The 15,050-nt window shown below is 63.6% G+C and carries 14 protein-coding genes; 11 read left to right on the forward strand and 3 right to left on the reverse strand.

Annotated elements, in window-relative coordinates; translation table 11 throughout:
* The first annotated feature begins 77 nt into the window (after positions 1 to 77).
* The 3 genes from BOH68_RS04145 (at position 78) to BOH68_RS04155 (ending at position 2,523) form a co-directional block, all read left to right on the forward strand.
* Positions 78 to 830 (forward strand): SDR family oxidoreductase, encoded by a 753-nt coding sequence (locus BOH68_RS04145; protein WP_077371951.1) that lies wholly within the window; start codon positions 78 to 80, stop codon positions 828 to 830.
* 67 nt (positions 831 to 897) lie between these two features.
* Entirely contained in the window at positions 898 to 1,587 is a 690-nt protein-coding gene (locus tag BOH68_RS04150) for a prephenate dehydratase domain-containing protein (protein WP_077371954.1), read from the forward strand.
* A 183-nt stretch (positions 1,588 to 1,770) separates the two neighbouring features.
* Positions 1,771 to 2,523, forward strand: a complete 753-nt coding sequence (locus BOH68_RS04155; protein WP_219815737.1) for an isochorismatase family protein — start codon at positions 1,771 to 1,773, stop codon at positions 2,521 to 2,523.
* Between the two features lie 217 nt (positions 2,524 to 2,740).
* Here BOH68_RS04155 and BOH68_RS04160 read toward each other — a convergent pair whose 3' ends face one another.
* Positions 2,741 to 3,214, reverse strand: a complete 474-nt coding sequence (locus tag BOH68_RS04160) for a methylglyoxal synthase (RefSeq protein WP_077371960.1) — start codon at positions 3,212 to 3,214, stop codon at positions 2,741 to 2,743.
* A gap of 79 nt (positions 3,215 to 3,293) precedes the next feature.
* A complete protein-coding gene (pyk, locus tag BOH68_RS04165; RefSeq protein ID WP_077371963.1) occupies positions 3,294 to 4,763 on the reverse strand; it encodes a pyruvate kinase in 1,470 nt (489 codons plus the stop codon).
* A gap of 607 nt (positions 4,764 to 5,370) precedes the next feature.
* On the opposite strand from pyk, the gene topA reads away from it, so the two are divergent.
* From topA to BOH68_RS04180, 3 genes are all read left to right on the forward strand, one after another.
* Positions 5,371 to 8,013 carry a type I DNA topoisomerase gene (gene topA / locus BOH68_RS04170; protein WP_077371966.1) on the forward strand — a complete coding sequence of 881 codons (2,643 nt, stop codon included), beginning with the start codon at positions 5,371 to 5,373 and terminating at the stop codon, positions 8,011 to 8,013.
* Positions 8,013 to 8,492: a DUF6586 family protein gene (locus tag BOH68_RS04175; protein WP_077371969.1), complete on the forward strand. Its 480-nt coding sequence runs from the start codon at positions 8,013 to 8,015 to the stop codon at positions 8,490 to 8,492. The genes topA and BOH68_RS04175 overlap by 1 nt, the downstream gene beginning before the upstream one ends.
* Positions 8,493 to 8,745: 253 nt before the next feature.
* Positions 8,746 to 8,985, forward strand: coding sequence for a hypothetical protein (locus tag BOH68_RS04180; RefSeq protein ID WP_103751365.1), 240 nt, complete (start codon positions 8,746 to 8,748; stop codon positions 8,983 to 8,985).
* Between the two features lie 130 nt (positions 8,986 to 9,115).
* Here BOH68_RS04180 and lexA read toward each other — a convergent pair whose 3' ends face one another.
* Positions 9,116 to 9,745 carry a transcriptional repressor LexA gene (lexA, locus tag BOH68_RS04185; RefSeq protein ID WP_077371975.1) on the reverse strand — a complete coding sequence of 210 codons (630 nt, stop codon included), beginning with the start codon at positions 9,743 to 9,745 and terminating at the stop codon, positions 9,116 to 9,118.
* A gap of 551 nt (positions 9,746 to 10,296) precedes the next feature.
* On the opposite strand from lexA, the gene BOH68_RS04190 reads away from it, so the two are divergent.
* From BOH68_RS04190 to BOH68_RS04210, 5 genes are all read left to right on the forward strand, one after another.
* Complete coding sequence (locus tag BOH68_RS04190) at positions 10,297 to 10,974, forward strand: TetR/AcrR family transcriptional regulator (RefSeq protein WP_077371978.1); 678 nt, start codon at positions 10,297 to 10,299, stop codon at positions 10,972 to 10,974.
* Positions 10,974 to 11,516 (forward strand): L,D-transpeptidase, encoded by a 543-nt coding sequence (locus tag BOH68_RS04195; RefSeq protein ID WP_077371981.1) that lies wholly within the window; start codon positions 10,974 to 10,976, stop codon positions 11,514 to 11,516. Before BOH68_RS04190 ends, BOH68_RS04195 begins: the two co-directional genes overlap by 1 nt.
* A gap of 202 nt (positions 11,517 to 11,718) precedes the next feature.
* A complete protein-coding gene (nagZ, locus tag BOH68_RS04200) occupies positions 11,719 to 12,813 on the forward strand; it encodes a beta-N-acetylhexosaminidase (protein WP_077371984.1) in 1,095 nt (364 codons plus the stop codon).
* A gap of 47 nt (positions 12,814 to 12,860) precedes the next feature.
* Positions 12,861 to 14,252, forward strand: a complete 1,392-nt coding sequence (locus tag BOH68_RS04205) for a mechanosensitive ion channel family protein (RefSeq protein ID WP_240499577.1) — start codon at positions 12,861 to 12,863, stop codon at positions 14,250 to 14,252.
* Complete coding sequence (locus BOH68_RS04210; RefSeq protein ID WP_077371987.1) at positions 14,233 to 14,814, forward strand: hypoxanthine-guanine phosphoribosyltransferase; 582 nt, start codon at positions 14,233 to 14,235, stop codon at positions 14,812 to 14,814. The genes BOH68_RS04205 and BOH68_RS04210 overlap by 20 nt, the downstream gene beginning before the upstream one ends.
* Positions 14,815 to 15,050: the final 236 nt, after the last annotated feature.

Consider the following 15,050-nt stretch of genomic DNA (forward strand, 5'->3'; position numbering starts at 1 on the left):
GAGGGACCTTGAGATTGAGGGACCTTGAGATTGAGGGTCCTTGAAATCGATGGCCCATGACGAAAGGGGAGACAGCCATGTCGGAGAATGCACAGCAGTTGAGCGACAAGGTGGCGGTGGTGACCGGAGCCTCGCGCGGCATCGGCGCAGGCATCGCTCAGCGTCTGGCGGCGGACGGCGCCCGGGTGGTGGTCAATTACCGCAGTGATGTCGATGGGGCGAATCAGGTGGTGGCCGAGATAGTGGCAGCTGGCGGGCAGGCGCTTGCCGTCCAGGGCGATGTCGGCGACAGCAAGATGGCCAGTCAGCTGTTCACGTTGGCCACTGAGCACTATGGCGGAGTGGATATTCTGGTCAACAATGCCGGGATGAGCCTCTACAAGCCGCTGGCCGAGTTCACGGATGAGGACTTTTCCAGTCTGATGCAGGCCAACCTCACCGGCAGCTTCAACATGATGCGCGAAGCCTCGCGCAAGCTGCGTGATGGGGGCCGCGTGATCAATATCTCCACCTCCGTGACGCGCCAGATGTTCGCCACCTATGGTCCCTATGCGGCGTCCAAGGCCGCGGTGGACCAGCTCACTCGCGTGCTGGCCAAGGAGGTCGGCGCACGCGGGATTACCGTCAATGCCGTGGCGCCGGGCCCGACGGATACCGGGCTGTTCCGGCATGGCAAGAGCGAGGAGACCATCGAGCGCCTCAAGGGCATGGCAGCGCTGGGGCGTATCGCGGATGCCACGGATATCGCGGCCGTCGTGGCCTGGTTGGCTGGTGAGGAATCCGCCTGGGTCACCGGGCAGGTCATCGGCGCCAATGGTGGTTTCGCCTGAGTGCGCCATTTACGGCTATGCTGATGGCAAGTCGGATGTTCATCAGTCGTTGTCATGAGGGGCAGGGATGAAGGTGACGGTAAGCGAAGCTCAGGAAAATGCATCGACAACGCGCGCATCGGCTCATGTGCTGCGGATCGGTTACCCGGGACGGCTCGGGGGGTACTCACGCGAATGCGCCGCCAAGATGTATGCCTCGAATGCCACCTTGAGTGCCTATGCGGGCATCGACGAGGTGGTCAACGCTCTGGTGAGAGGAGAGGTGGAGGCTGCCGTCGTCCCCTGGTCAAGAGGGCATCAGCGACCGGTGACGGCCACCCACGAGGCGTTGGCATGCTGGCCGGGCATTCGGGTGGAGCGTCGGCTTTTCCGTGCCATCAGCCTCAGCCTGCTGGGGCCACCGGACCTCTGTCCCTCGAAGGTCCAGCGCATCGTGGCGCGCGAGGCTCTGTTCGAGGAGTGCAGTGAGTGGCTTGAGCACAATCTCCCCGGTGTCGCACGCATCGAATGCCTGCACATGGCGGATGCGCTGGACATGGCCGAGGGGCGCCACGATACCCTGGCGATCGCGCCACCGTCTCTCGCACGCAGGCCGGGTCTGGTGTGCCTTGCCGAGCGGATCGAGGACGACCCCGGGCGTGTCGCCCAGTTTGCGGTGTTGAAGCGCGATACCAGCAGCGTGCGTGGCCAGGGATATCTGGACGACGCGCCCTCAGCTTCGCCAGATTGTGTGGCAGGCGAGTCTGATCCGGGCTGAGTATCCTTGGACATGGCAGCCATCGCCCGTGCGTCGCTGCCATGTCCGGTGACCTGCTGATACTCTGAAGGCTTTCCTTGCCTCGGGTACGACACGATGCCTCACTCCATTGCTTCCTCAGAGACTGACACGAGAGCGTCAAAGGCCGATGCTACCTCGGCCAGCAGCCCCGACAGCTCGCCGTTGTCGTTTCCTGCATCCCCCGCGCCTCTCGACTCCCCCCTTGCGCTGGATGCGCGCCTGCCGGTACGGCCTGCCCCTTACGAATGTTCGCTGCCGAGTGCCGGACTGATTCTGGTCGATGAGATCAACGGCTTCTGTCAGGTGCAAGGAGGCGCTCTGGCCCCGCAGGCCGACAATGCCCAGGTAACCCGCATGGTGGCGCTCAGTGACGACGTGGCGCGCTGTTTCTCGGCGCACGGCCGCCCACTGCTGGCTTTCATTGACTCCCACTCACCCGGCGTCCCGGAGCCGCCCTATCCCGCTCACTGTGAGCAGGGCAGTGGCGAGGATGAGCTGGTGGCCGAGCTTGCGTGGCTGGAGAGCGATCCGCATGCCACTCTGGTACGCAAGGATTGCATCAATGGATATATTGGCGCGATCGACCCGGCAAGCGGTGTCAATGCGCTGCAGGATTGGGTTGGCCGGCAGCGACTGAAGACGCTGGTAGTGGCGGGAATCTGCACGGACATCTGCGTGATGGACCTGGTGCTGACGCTTCTCTCTGCACGCAATCATGGTCTGCTGGGCGAGGTGAGCGACATCGTGGTGCTGGAGCCTGCCTGCGCCACCTATGATCTGAGTTCGGAAAGCGTGGCTGCCCTCGGATTGCCTGCGCCCGCCATCCACCCGCAGCGAGACGCCCATCACATCGGGCTCTATTGCATGGCCTCACGCGGGGCGATCATCGCCAGCCAGCTCAGGATTCAGGCGTGAGGCATCAGACGCCTGGAGGAAGGGGCATGTTGCCGTCAGCCAGCTAGCCAGTCAGGTAAAGGTCCGAAATGTAGTTTGATTACGACATTTTCGCGGATATTCGCTGTCCTGCATGAAGCCAATAACGGTGTGGATCACGCTGACATGGGTCCATACGTAAACGCCCGCCCACTCAAATGAGGGGCGGGCGTTTACGTGTATCGGCAATGTGCCAGTGTCAGGCGCGGGTGCTGACCCAGTCATTGGCATCGGGGACCGCGATCTCGACCGACTCCGACATCAGTGATGAGTGGAACATGAAGTCGGCACTCGCGACATTGTTGGCCACCGGCACGTTCCACAGTGTCGCCAGGCGCAGCAGCGCCTTGACGTCAGGGTCGTGCGGCATCGGAGCGAACGGGTCCCACAGGAAGATGAGCAGGTCGAGATTGCCTTCGGCGATGCGCGCACCGATCTGCTGATCACCGCCCAGCGGCCCGCTCATCAGGCCTTCGACCTCAAGTCCGAGCTCCTTGCTGATGCGTCGGGCCGTGGTGCCGGTGCCCAGCAGCTGGTGGCGTGACAGCTCATCGCGCCAGCGCATGGCCCAGGCCAGCATCTCATCCTTCTTGCCATCGTGAGCCACCAGCGCAATCCGCTTGCGTTCTGCCAGGGTGCGTCGTGCCTGGCGCTTGGGTCGTTGCTCGCTCATGCCGCTTGATCTCCTGAAGGCGGGGTGTCAGCCCCGCCAGTGATAACGCTGCCGGTGTCGATCCGTCGATGCCGGTCGCTCAGTCGATGGTGCCACCGACAGTGACGATCTTCATGGTGTTGGTGCCACCGTGGGCATTCATCTGATCGCCGCGGGTCAGAATCACCAGATCACCACGGTTGGCGATGCCGCGCGCTTCCAGCTCGGCGATGGCGCGACGGTTGATCTCCTGCGCCGGCAGCTCGCTGGAGTCGAAGGGCAGTGACACCACGCCACGATAGAGAGCCATGCGGCGCTGGGTCTTCTGGTCCTGGGCGAGACCGACGATCGGCAGACCCGAGCGGATGCGCGAGGCGATCAGCGGGGTGTAGCCGGATTCGGTCATGCAGACGATGGCCACGACACCCGTCAGGTGGTTGGCCGCGTACATGGCAGACAGTGCGATGGTCTCGTCTGTCTTGCTGAAGCCTTCGTGGATGCGGTGCTGGGATTCCTGGGCGGCACGTTCACGCTCGGCACCCAGGCAGACACGATCCATGGTCTCGATGGTCTCGACCGGGAAATCGCCTGCCGCGGTCTCGGCCGACAGCATCACGGCGTCGGTGCCGTCGAGCACGGCATTGGCGACGTCGAAGACTTCGGCGCGGGTCGGCAGCGGGGCGCTGATCATCGACTCCATCATCTGGGTCGCGGTGATGACCACGCGGTTGAGGCTGCGGGCACGGCGGATCATGCGCTTCTGCACGCCGATCAGCTGTGCGTCGCCGATCTCCACGCCCAGATCGCCACGCGCCACCATCACGCCTTCACTGGCGAGGATGATGCCGTCGAGCACGGCGTCATCGGCGACGGCTTCGGCGCGCTCGACCTTGGCGATCAGGCCGATGTCACGACCTTCCTCGCCCAGCAGCTCACGTGCCAGCTGCATGTCGGCGCCACTGCGCGGGAAGGAGACGGCCAGATAGTCCACGCCGATGTCGATGGCGGTCTTGAGGTCTGCCTTGTCCTTCTCGGTCAGCGCCTCGGCGGACAGGCCACCGCCTTGCTTGTTGATGCCCTTGTTGTTGGACAGCTTGCCACCCACCTTGACGGTGGTGTGGATCTCGTTGCCCTTGAGTTCGTTGACCTCGAGCACCACGCGACCGTCATCAAGCAGCAGAACGTCGCCGGCGACCACGTCATCGGCCAGTTGCTGATAGTCGCAGCCGACACGCTCGACGGTACCTTCATCGCGGCCCAGGCCGATGTCCAGGATGAACGGTTGGCCTTCCTGAAGCTGGACAGCGGTGTCCTTGAAGCGGGCGATGCGGATCTTCGGACCCTGCAGATCACCCAGCACGGCGACGCTGCGGCCCTGGGCGGCGGCGGCGGCACGGACGGCCTCGGCACGCATGCGGTGGTCTTCGGGGCTGCCGTGAGAGAAGTTGAGGCGAACCACATCCACTCCGGCACGGATCATCGCGTCGAGGACGCCCGGCTTGTCACTGGCCGGACCGAGTGTGGCGACAATCTTGGTGCGGCGGATCGGGCCGTTGAACGCGTGCGGCATGAGAACATACTCCTTGAACACTTGCGTGAGGGGTCAGGCGGTTTGTGTTGTCATTTTACTACATTGACGACGTAAAGGGAGCCTGTCGAGTGTCGTGGTTGATTGGTGTGGTAGCGCGTGAGTGATTCGGCTGCCATGGCGGCGATGGTAGCGACATGACTTGCGTCTTCACAAGCGCTGGCGTCAGGCTGGTGGTCAGCCAGACACGTCGTGATCCGAGAGGCCCAGGCTGTGAGGATGGCATCTACGTTGACCCGCAGGCCTGCCACTGCCTGTGTCAGTAATGCCACACTGATGTGACGAATCGTGAAAAGGCCACTTATATATAGTCATGGCTTGCCTGTCGTCATGGCGACACATGCACCTGGCGGGTCTGGCAGGTCCGGGTGCCGGTCGATGACCGCGTCATGCCTCGGGCGTCGATTCTCGAGATTCGGGGTGGTGTGTGATGTCCGCTGCCACCACCCACATGTCGTGGTGCTGGCAACATTGCTGGTCAGCGCTGAAATGCTGGGGTAGGGTAGGCGCATTTTTAGGCTGGGATAAAACCCAGCGCTACGAGTCATTCGCCGGTGCAGTCAGCGCCGGCCAGGAGATGCGAGCAACCATGGGCAAGTCACTGGTGATCGTCGAGTCGCCTGCCAAGGCCAAGACCATCAACAAGTATCTCGGCAACGACTTCGTGGTGAAGTCGAGTGTTGGGCATATCCGCGATCTGCCGACCAGCGGTAGCGGCAAGCAGGCCACCGATCCCAAGGAGCGTGCCCGTCAGGCAGCCGAGACGCGCAAGATGTCGCCGGAAGCCAAGGCGGCTCACAAGGAAAAGAAGGCCAAGACGCAGCTTATCCGTCGCATGGGGGTAGACCCGGAGAACGGCTGGGAGGCGCATTACGAGATCCTGCCCGGCAAGGAAAAGGTCGTCTCCGAGCTGACGCGCCTGGCCGAGAAGGCCGACACCATCTATCTCGCGACGGATCTGGACCGCGAAGGTGAGGCGATTGCCTGGCACCTGCGCGAGACCATCGGTGGCGACGATACCCGCTACAAGCGCGTGGTGTTCAACGAGATCACCAAGAAGGCGATCACGGCGGCCTTCGATGAGCCGGGCGATCTGAAGATGGACCGCGTGCATGCTCAGCAGGCGCGTCGCTATCTGGATCGTGTCGTCGGTTTCATGGTCTCGCCGCTGCTGTGGGCCAAGGTGGCTCGTGGGCTGTCGGCCGGGCGAGTGCAGTCGGTTGCCGTGCGCTTGATCGTCGAGCGTGAGCGTGAGATCCGTGCCTTCATTCCGGAAGAATTCTGGGATGTGCACGCAGAGCTTGCCGCGACCAGCGGCGAGGCGATCCGTTTCGAGCTGGCGCGTCAGGATGGCAAGGCCTTCCGTCCGACCAGCGAGAAGGAAACGCTGGATCGCATCGCGGCGCTGCGTACCGCTCGGCTCGCGATTTCCAATCGCGAAGACAAGCCGACCCGCTCCAAGCCGAATGCCCCCTTCATCACCTCGACCCTGCAGCAGGCGGCCAGCAGTCGTCTCGGCTTCTCGGTCAAGAAGACCATGATGATGGCGCAGCGCCTCTACGAGGCCGGTTACATCACTTACATGCGTACCGACTCGACCAATCTGTCGGCGGACGCGGTGGCCACCGCGCGGGACTTCATCGCTGAGGAATTCGGCGACAACTATCTGCCGCAGGCCGCCAACGTCTACTCCAGCAAGGAAGGCGCTCAGGAAGCTCACGAAGCGATCCGTCCCTCCGAGGTGGCGCGTCGCGCGACGGACCTCACCGGCATGGAGCGTGACGCGGAGCGTCTGTATGAGCTGATCTGGCGTCAGTTCGTCGCCTGCCAGATGGTGCCGGCAGAGTATCTGTCCTCGACCCTGACCATCGAGGTCGATGGCTACGAGCTGCGCGCCAAGGGCCGGGTGCTCAAGTTTGACGGTTATACCCGCGTGATGAAGCCGGCGGGCAAGAAGGAAGAGGACCAGTCACTGCCGGACCTGGCCATCGGCGAGGTGCTGGAGCTGGTCGAGCTGGACCCGCAGCAGCACTTCACCAAGCCGACGGCGCGTTACACCGAAGCCAGTCTGGTCAAGGAGCTGGAGAAGCGCGGCATCGGCCGTCCTTCGACCTATGCGGCCATCATCTCGACCATTCAGGATCGTGGTTACGTGGCGCTGGAAAATCGGCGTTTCTACGCCGAGAAGCTGGGTGACATCGTCACTGATCGTCTCAGTGAATCCTTCAAGGACCTGATGGACTTCGGCTTCACCGCGCGCATGGAAGACTACCTCGATGAGGTGGCCAATGGTCAGCGCAACTGGCGCGAGCTGCTGGATGCCTTCTACGCCGAGTTCAAGGCCGAGCTGGATCACGCCCAGTCAGAAGAGGGCATGCGCCCGAATCAGCCGGTGCCGACCGATATCGCCTGCCCGACCTGTGGTCGCGAGATGCAGATCCGTACCGCCTCCACCGGCGTCTTCCTGGGGTGCTCCGGTTACAACCTTCCGCCCAAGGAGCGCTGCAAGACCACCATCGACCTGTTGCCGGGGGATGAGGCGGTCGCCGCTGACGCGGATGAGAATGCCGAGACCGATGCACTGCGTGCCAAGCGCCGTTGCCCGATCTGCGCCACGGCCATGGACAGCTATCTGATCGACGAGCAGCGCAAGCTGCACGTCTGCGGCAACAGCCCGGACTGCGTGGGACATGAAGTCGAGCAGGGTCAGTTCCGCATCAAGGGCTACGATGGGCCGGTCATCGAGTGCGACAAGTGCGGTGCCGACATGCAGCTCAAGACCGGGCGTTTCGGCAAGTACTTCGGCTGCACCAACGAGGATTGCAAGAACACCCGCAAGCTGCTCAAGTCCGGGGAGGTCGCGCCGCCGAAGATGGACCCGATCCCCATGCCGGAACTTGCCTGCGTGAAGGTCGAGGATCACTACGTGCTGCGTGATGGCGCCAGTGGCCTGTTCCTTGCCGCCAGTCAGTTCCCCAAGAATCGCGAGACGCGTCCGCCGCTGGTCAGCGAGCTCAAGGCGCATGCCGACGAGCTGCCGGAGAAGTATCACTTCATCCTCAAGGCGCCGGAGAAAGACCCCGATGGCCGCCCGACGCAGATTCGTTTCTCGCGCAAGGCCAAGGAGCAGTTCGTGATGACGGACGAAGATGGCAAGGCGACGGGGTGGAAGGCGACCTTCGACAACGGCCGTTGGGTCGTCGAGGACAAGCGCAAGGGAGCCAAGAGCTGATGAGCCAGCGTGGCCGCACCAATCAACTGCTGTATCAGGCCGAGTTGCTGCTGGAGCAGGCGGCCGTCGCGACGCGTGATGAGCATGCCGTCGCACGGCGCATGGCCGGTGAGGAAGGGGCGCTGGCGTTGATGGAGCTGGCATTGGCCTCGTTGATCGAGGAGTGCGCCGCGTCGGCACGCTGGCCTGAGGGCAGCTGGCGCGAGCGGCTGGCCACACCGCCGACTCCCGTGGCGGAAATCGAGCAGTTGCGAAGCCTGCAGGCGCAGCCGGACAGTTGGTTGAGCCAGCTGGTGGCCGATATCACGCGTCTGCATGAAGAGGGCGGTGCTGCCCGGCGTGAGGAAGGCCAGGCGCGTGGCGATGGTCTCATCATCGCCGCGGCGGCCAATGCGCCTCTGGCAGAGCGTCTCGCCACGGCAGTCAGCGCCATGAAGGCGTTGCTGTCACACCTTCGCGAGTCGAATGTGGAGTGGTAGCGTCGCGCCTTGCCTGACCCGAAGGCGCTGGCATGTCACGCACCTGTCATTCAGGTGACGCCCTGGCATGACGGGTGCTAGACTGGCGGCATTGTGGCAAGCCCTGCATTCTCCGGTACGACCATGGCTCTGGCTGTGGTCGTACTTTTTTCTGCATTGTCGCCAGTGACTGCAAGTCGCAGGGCCTGCCCGCCGTCAAGCTGACGATCACAACGACGCCGGTATCCTCAGGATGCCGTGCAGGAGGAATGACGTGTCCGATCCCGCCGTACTTGAAATCGTGCAAATGGAAGATGGGGAAGTGATCCTGCGTGCCGCCGAGAGTGAAGGTGAGCCACTTCTCAGTATCCGCATCTCCGATGAAGCTGCCGATCTGCTGCGTGACAATCGCTTCGAGGTCGCGCGTGAGATGATCGACCACGCCATCACCCGCACCCGCCTGTGGGATGGCGAGGATGATGAAGACGAGCAGTCGGAAGGCATGGTGCACTGAGCACTTCCCGCATGTCTGCCATCCACAAAAAAACCCGCCAATCGGCGGGTTTTTTTGTGGATGCCCTGATGGCGACAATCGTCATCTGCGCGTCAGCGCTGTGAGGACAGACTGCCTGCGAGCCTTAAGATCAGTGCAGGCCGCCATCGCGGATCACGCCCACGCCGAGGCCCTCGATTTCCAGGCTGTCCGTGCGCAGATCCACCTTGATGGGCGCGAAGTCCTCGTTCTCGGCTTCCAGCCATACGTAATGGCCATCGCGACGGAAGCGCTTCACCGTCACTTCATCCCCCAGACGCGCCACCACGATCTGTCCGTCACGCACGCTGCTCGTGCGGTGCACGGCCAGCAGGTCACCTTCCAGAATGCCGACATCCTTCATCGAGACCCCGCGCACGCGCAGCAGATAGTCGGCGGCAGGCGAGAAGTAGTCACTGGGCAGTGGGCAATGGCGATCGATATGCTGGCTGGCCAGGATAGGGCTGCCAGCGGCCACTTCCCCGATGACCGGCAGGCCCTGCTCGCTATCCTCTTCCGCCTCGGCCAGAGACGGCACGCGGATGCCCCGCGAGGTGCCCGGCACCATCTCGATGGCTCCCTTGCGCTTCAGGGCACGCAGATGCTCTTCCGCGGCATTCGGTGAGCGAAAGCCCAGTGCCTGGGCGATTTCGGCACGCGTTGGCGGATAGCCTGAGGACTTGATGGTCTTGATGATGAAGTCGAAGACATCCTGCTGGCGCGGAGTAAGCGGCTGAGTCATGGGCATTGCCTTTGGCCTGGGCGGCATCTGAGCTGACGGCACGGGGTGTGCATCCATACAACTGTCATTGTATCCAGTCATGGCGGTCATGCAAGGCATCGTGGGTGCTTTGGCAGCAACGTTGCCGGCATCTTCGTCGACATCGACATGCTGACGCGAGACAGCGGGTGTCCGGGACGCCCCATGACCATCCCGTCCCCGAATGTCCCGCGTGAATGCGCGTCCTGCCGGTCTTGGCTGTCGAGTGTTTGAAACAACCAGCAATTGCCAGTCATGGCATGGACAGCTAGAATTATCTTGTTTCAAACGAATGTTCGTCGGGCGCATCCCGCTACCGGTACACAGGCCCTGTGTGTCCTGTGCTCGGGACACGGCTCGTGGCAGCCTCCGCCTCGGAGTCGCTGCCTGACACGCGGTGCGTGAAGACCGACATGTCGTTTGATTGACCTGCATGAGAAGAGTCGCCCCCCGGGCCACGGCCTTGCCGTTGTCCGGGGGGACAAGAACTCCCGTGCCCCCTCGTGACTGATCACCTGACAAGGCATCCGCCCATGGCCCAGACCGATACCGTTACCCGTATCCTCGATACCGCCGAGGTCCTGTTCGCCGAGCGAGGCTTCGCCGAAACCTCGCTGCGCAATATCACCAGCAAGGCCAAGGTCAACCTGGCGGCGGTCAATTATCACTTCGGCTCAAAGAAGTCATTGATCCAGGCAGTGTTCGCCCGCTATCTCGACCCCTTCAGCGAGCGTTTCCATGCGGCACTCGACAGTGTCGAGCAGCAGCATGCCGGTCGTCAGGTGCCGCTGGAAACGCTGCTGGAAGTGATGGCGCGCACGGTGCTGGAGGTGCCGGCCGAGCGCAACAGCCTGCGTACCTTCATGCGCCTGCTCGGGCTTGCCTATACCCAGGGGCAGGGCCACATGCGTCGCTACATCCGCGAGCATTACGGCACGGTCTTCAGCCGCTTCGCCGAGCTCCTGAAGCTTGCGACGCCGGACCTGCCAGACAACGAGCGCTTCTGGCGTCTGCACTTCATGCTCGGCAGCGTGATCTTCACCTTCTCGGGACTGGACGCACTGCGCGATATCGAAGAGGCCGAATACGGCCATCACACCAGTGTGCGCGAGCTGATCCAGCACATGCGTCCGGTGGTGGTGGCGGCGATGGCGGCTCCGCTGCCGGCCTCGCTCGGAGATGGTGAAGCGGTCACCCAGGCGGCCAGCTGATGGCTTGCTGGGTGGCGGTGGATCTCACCCGCCAGCGTCTTGAGATACGCAATGACGCGCCCAGTGGCAGTCGTGATGCGCCGCCCCCCGCGGCTGACCCTGACACGCTGGTGCATGCCTGTGCGATCTCCAGCGGCCTCAACGGTATCGGCGAGCTCGATGGCAGCGGTTGCACGCCGACCGGCTGGCATGTGGTTCGCGCCGCGATCGGGGAGGGCAATCCGCGTGGTGCCGTCTATCGTGGGCGGCGCTTCACGGGAGAGGTGTTCACGCCTCGACTGGCCGCCGAGCACCCCGAACGCGACTGGATCCTGACGCGTATCCTGTGGCTCAGCGGTCGCGAGCCCGGTATCAACCGTGGCCGCAACGCGGCGGGACAGCGCGTCGACAGCCTGCGGCGCTACATCTACTTCCATGGCACGCCGACCAGCGAGCCGATGGGCACCCCGGCCTCCCATGGGTGCATTCGTCTGCGCGATGAGGATCTGCTGTGCCTTTACCGGCATGCGCCGGCCGGAACGCCAGTGCTGTTGCACGCCTGACGCTGCGTTGCCTGGCGGCTGGTGCTCGCGACTGTTCGAGTCGCGCTCAGTCGGCTAGAATTGCGCCTTTCCTCGCGCCGGCCGCCTGTCCTGAGGCTTGTCTTCCAGGCTGCCGAGCCCCGTAACGACATGAAACCCTGCCGTGCGTGCCATGCCTTGCAGCGCATGACACGGCCAGCAGGCCATGGACAGGAAGGATGTCATGACACAGCCATTGGGCTCCGTAATGCTCGACGTCGAGGGGCATACCCTCACGTCTGACGAACGTGAACTACTGGCACGCCCCGCCGTTGGCGGCGTCATCCTGTTTGCGCGCAACTGTGTTTCTCCCGAGCAGGTGCTGGCGCTGTGCGGTGAGATCCGCCGCGTCAATCCACATCTGTTGATCGCCATCGATCAGGAAGGCGGACGGGTGCAACGGCTGCGCGAAGGCGTGACCCGCCTGCCGCCGATGCGCGCCCTGGCACATTGCTGCCTGGGACGTGACTGTGACGGCTGCGGTGATGATGCCCAGTCGTCAGGGCTCGGGTTTGCCCGTGACGCCGGCTGGTTGCTGGGCATGGAGATGGCCGCCATTGGCTGCGACATCACCTTCGCGCCGGTATTGGATATCGATGTCGCGGGTTCCACCATCATCGGCGACCGCAGTTTCGGGACGACTCCCGAGGACGTGATTGCCGTCGGTACCGCCTTCATCGAGGGCCTGCGCGAAGCTGGCATGGCAGCGGTCGGCAAGCATTATCCCGGTCACGGTGGCATCGCGGCGGATACCCACCGCGAGCGCGTGATCGACCCCCGCTCCTTCCGCGAGCTGCGCGAGCATGATCTCAAGCCCTTCGCGGCGCTGGCGGATCGCCTGGGTGGCGTGATGCCGGCTCATGTCATCTACCCCGATTTCGATGCGCGCCCCGCCGGCTTCTCGCCAAGCTGGCTGGGACTGCTGCGTGAGGAGTTCGGTTTCAAGGGTGCCATCTTCTCCGATGACCTGGGCATGGCGGCTGCCGTGGCCGAGGGCGAGCCGGAAGTGCGCGCTCGTCTGGCACTGGATGCCGGCTGCGACATGGCGCTGGTGTGCAATGATCCCGCCGCCGCACGTGCCGTGCTCGACAGCCTCGATGGGGATGAGCAGCGCAATGCCGGCAAGCGTCAGGCGCGTCTGCGCTACGGGCGCGCCCGCCCCACGCTCGAGGGCCTTGCGGGGCTGTCTCGCTGGCGGCGTACCCATGCACGTCTCGAGGCGCTGGCGGCCAGTCAGCCGCTCGAGCAGGTGGCCATGCCATCGGGCTTGGCTGAATGAGCCAGCCTTGAGGGGCTTTTCCTCCAGACGTCACCCAAGGACTCCACATGGCTGAGAAATCCGCCACCGAGGCGGCTGCCGACAAGCTGGCGGCGCCTGCCGAAGAGATGATCAATCACTGGGTCGAGCCGCTGCGCAACTGGGTGGAGCAGACCTTCGGTCTGCCACTCTGGGGGATCAACCTCGCCCTGGTGCTGGTGGCCGTGGTCGTGCTGCATCTGAGCGAGCGCATTCTGCTCAGTCGCCTGGCCGTGCATGCCGAGAAGAGTCGCAACCTGTGGGATGACGCGCTGCTGCACGGGCTGCGCCATCCGCTGTCTCTGTGGCTCTACAGCATGGGGTCGCTGGTCGCGCTGGACATTCTTGCCCATCAGTTCGCGCCCGGCAGCCTGGAGGCCTACCTGGGCACGGTGCGCCAGATCATCACCCTGCTGGCGCTGGCCTGGGCGTTGATTCGCATGATCAAGCGCTTCGAGTCGCTGCGTACCACGCCACCGCCCGGCACCAACGTCAACGCGATGGATGCCACCACGGCCTCGGCGATCAGCAAGCTGCTGCGTGCCGTCGTGATCGTGCTGGTGGGTCTGGCCATCCTGCAGAATCTCGGTGTGTCACTGTCCGGCGTGATGGCCTTCGGTGGCGTCGGCGGTATCGCCGTGGGCTTCGCCGCGCGTGATCTGCTGGCCAACTTCTTCGGTGCCCTGATGATCCATCTCGACCGCCCGTTCAAGGTCGGTGACTGGATTCGCTCGCCGGACCGCGAGATCGAGGGCACCGTCGAGGACATCGGCTGGCGGCTGACGCGCATCCGCACCTTCGACATGCGTCCGCTCTACATCCCCAACGCCATCTTCACCAGCATCGCGGTGGAGAATCCGTCACGGATGTACAACCGGCGCATCTTCGAGACCATTGGCTTGCGTTACGAAGATGCCACCCGGGTCGGTGACATCATCACCGCGGTCCGCGAGATGGTGGAAGGGCATGACGAGATCGACCAGACGCGGACCCAGATCGTGAACTTCAACAGCTACGGTGAACACTCTCTGGACTTCTTCGTGTACGTCTTCACGCGCACCACCGACTGGGTGAAGTATCACGCCATCAAGCAGGATGTGCTGCTGCGCATCCATGACATCATCCGTGAGCACGATGCACGCGTGGCCCTGCCGGGGCAGCGCCTGCACTTCGCTGACGTGCTGTCCCTCGAGGGCGCTGCTCCTCAAGGCGACACGAATGCTGATCGCGAGTCGTCCTCGCGCCGACCGCAAGACGAACAGGACGGCAAGGCCGCTGAAGCCTCGCCGTCACACGCTGCGCAGAGCGGGTCCCGCCGTTCTGCTTCATCCTCCGCTGCTACATCCTCTGCCACGTCCGCCCGACGTGGAGATGAGGCCAGTGATACCCAGGAAACTCCCGATGCTGACTCCGACGCCTGACTCCCTGAGCGCCCTGCATGCCGAAATGCGAGACGTGATGGACAACGCCGACTGCCTGATTCCCCAGGCAGAGCTGGAGGTCGCACTCGATCGCATGGCCGGGGAGTTGACCCGCAGCCTTGGTGATCGCATGCCGATCTTCTACTGCGTGATGAATGGCGGCCTGATTACCGCAGGTCAGCTGTTGACCCGACTCAAGTTCCCGCTGGAAGTCGATTATCTGCACGCGACGCGTTACCGCGGTGCCATGCGCGGCGGCGAGCTGTTCTGGCGCGTCAATCCGGAACTGCCGATGGCCGGTCGTGACGTGGTCATCGTCGATGACATCCTCGATGAGGGTGGCACCCTGGCGGCCATCATCGAGTACTGCCGTGAAGCGGGTGCGCGCAGCGTGTCCAGCTGTGTGCTGGTGGACAAGAAGCACGATCGCAAGGCCTATCCGGGCTTCAAGGCCGACTTCTGTGGTCTGGATGTCGAAGACCGCTTCCTGTTCGGTTTCGGCATGGATTACAAGGGCTACTGGCGCAACGCGCCGGGCATCTACGCGCCCAAGGGGCTGTAACGTTCCTGAAGACGAGGCGGTTTCGTCGCGCTGCCGTCCTGTCTCACCATCGCAGCCACGCCGGCATGTGATCACCACCCGCCCGGGCCACCGCGGCGGGTGGTGTCGTTTTCGGGGCCTTTTCTCGTCTCTTGGCGCAGAGCGTGACGATTGTGCTTGTCGTTATCGGTTGGCTCGGAGTAGCGTTCGCTCAGGGGCGAAGCGTTCGGCCCTTGAGAGATTCCTGCACATGGGTG

It is taken from the genome of Cobetia sp. MM1IDA2H-1 (genome assembly GCF_002916775.2).
Taxonomy (GTDB): Bacteria; Pseudomonadota; Gammaproteobacteria; order Pseudomonadales; family Halomonadaceae; genus Cobetia; species Cobetia marina.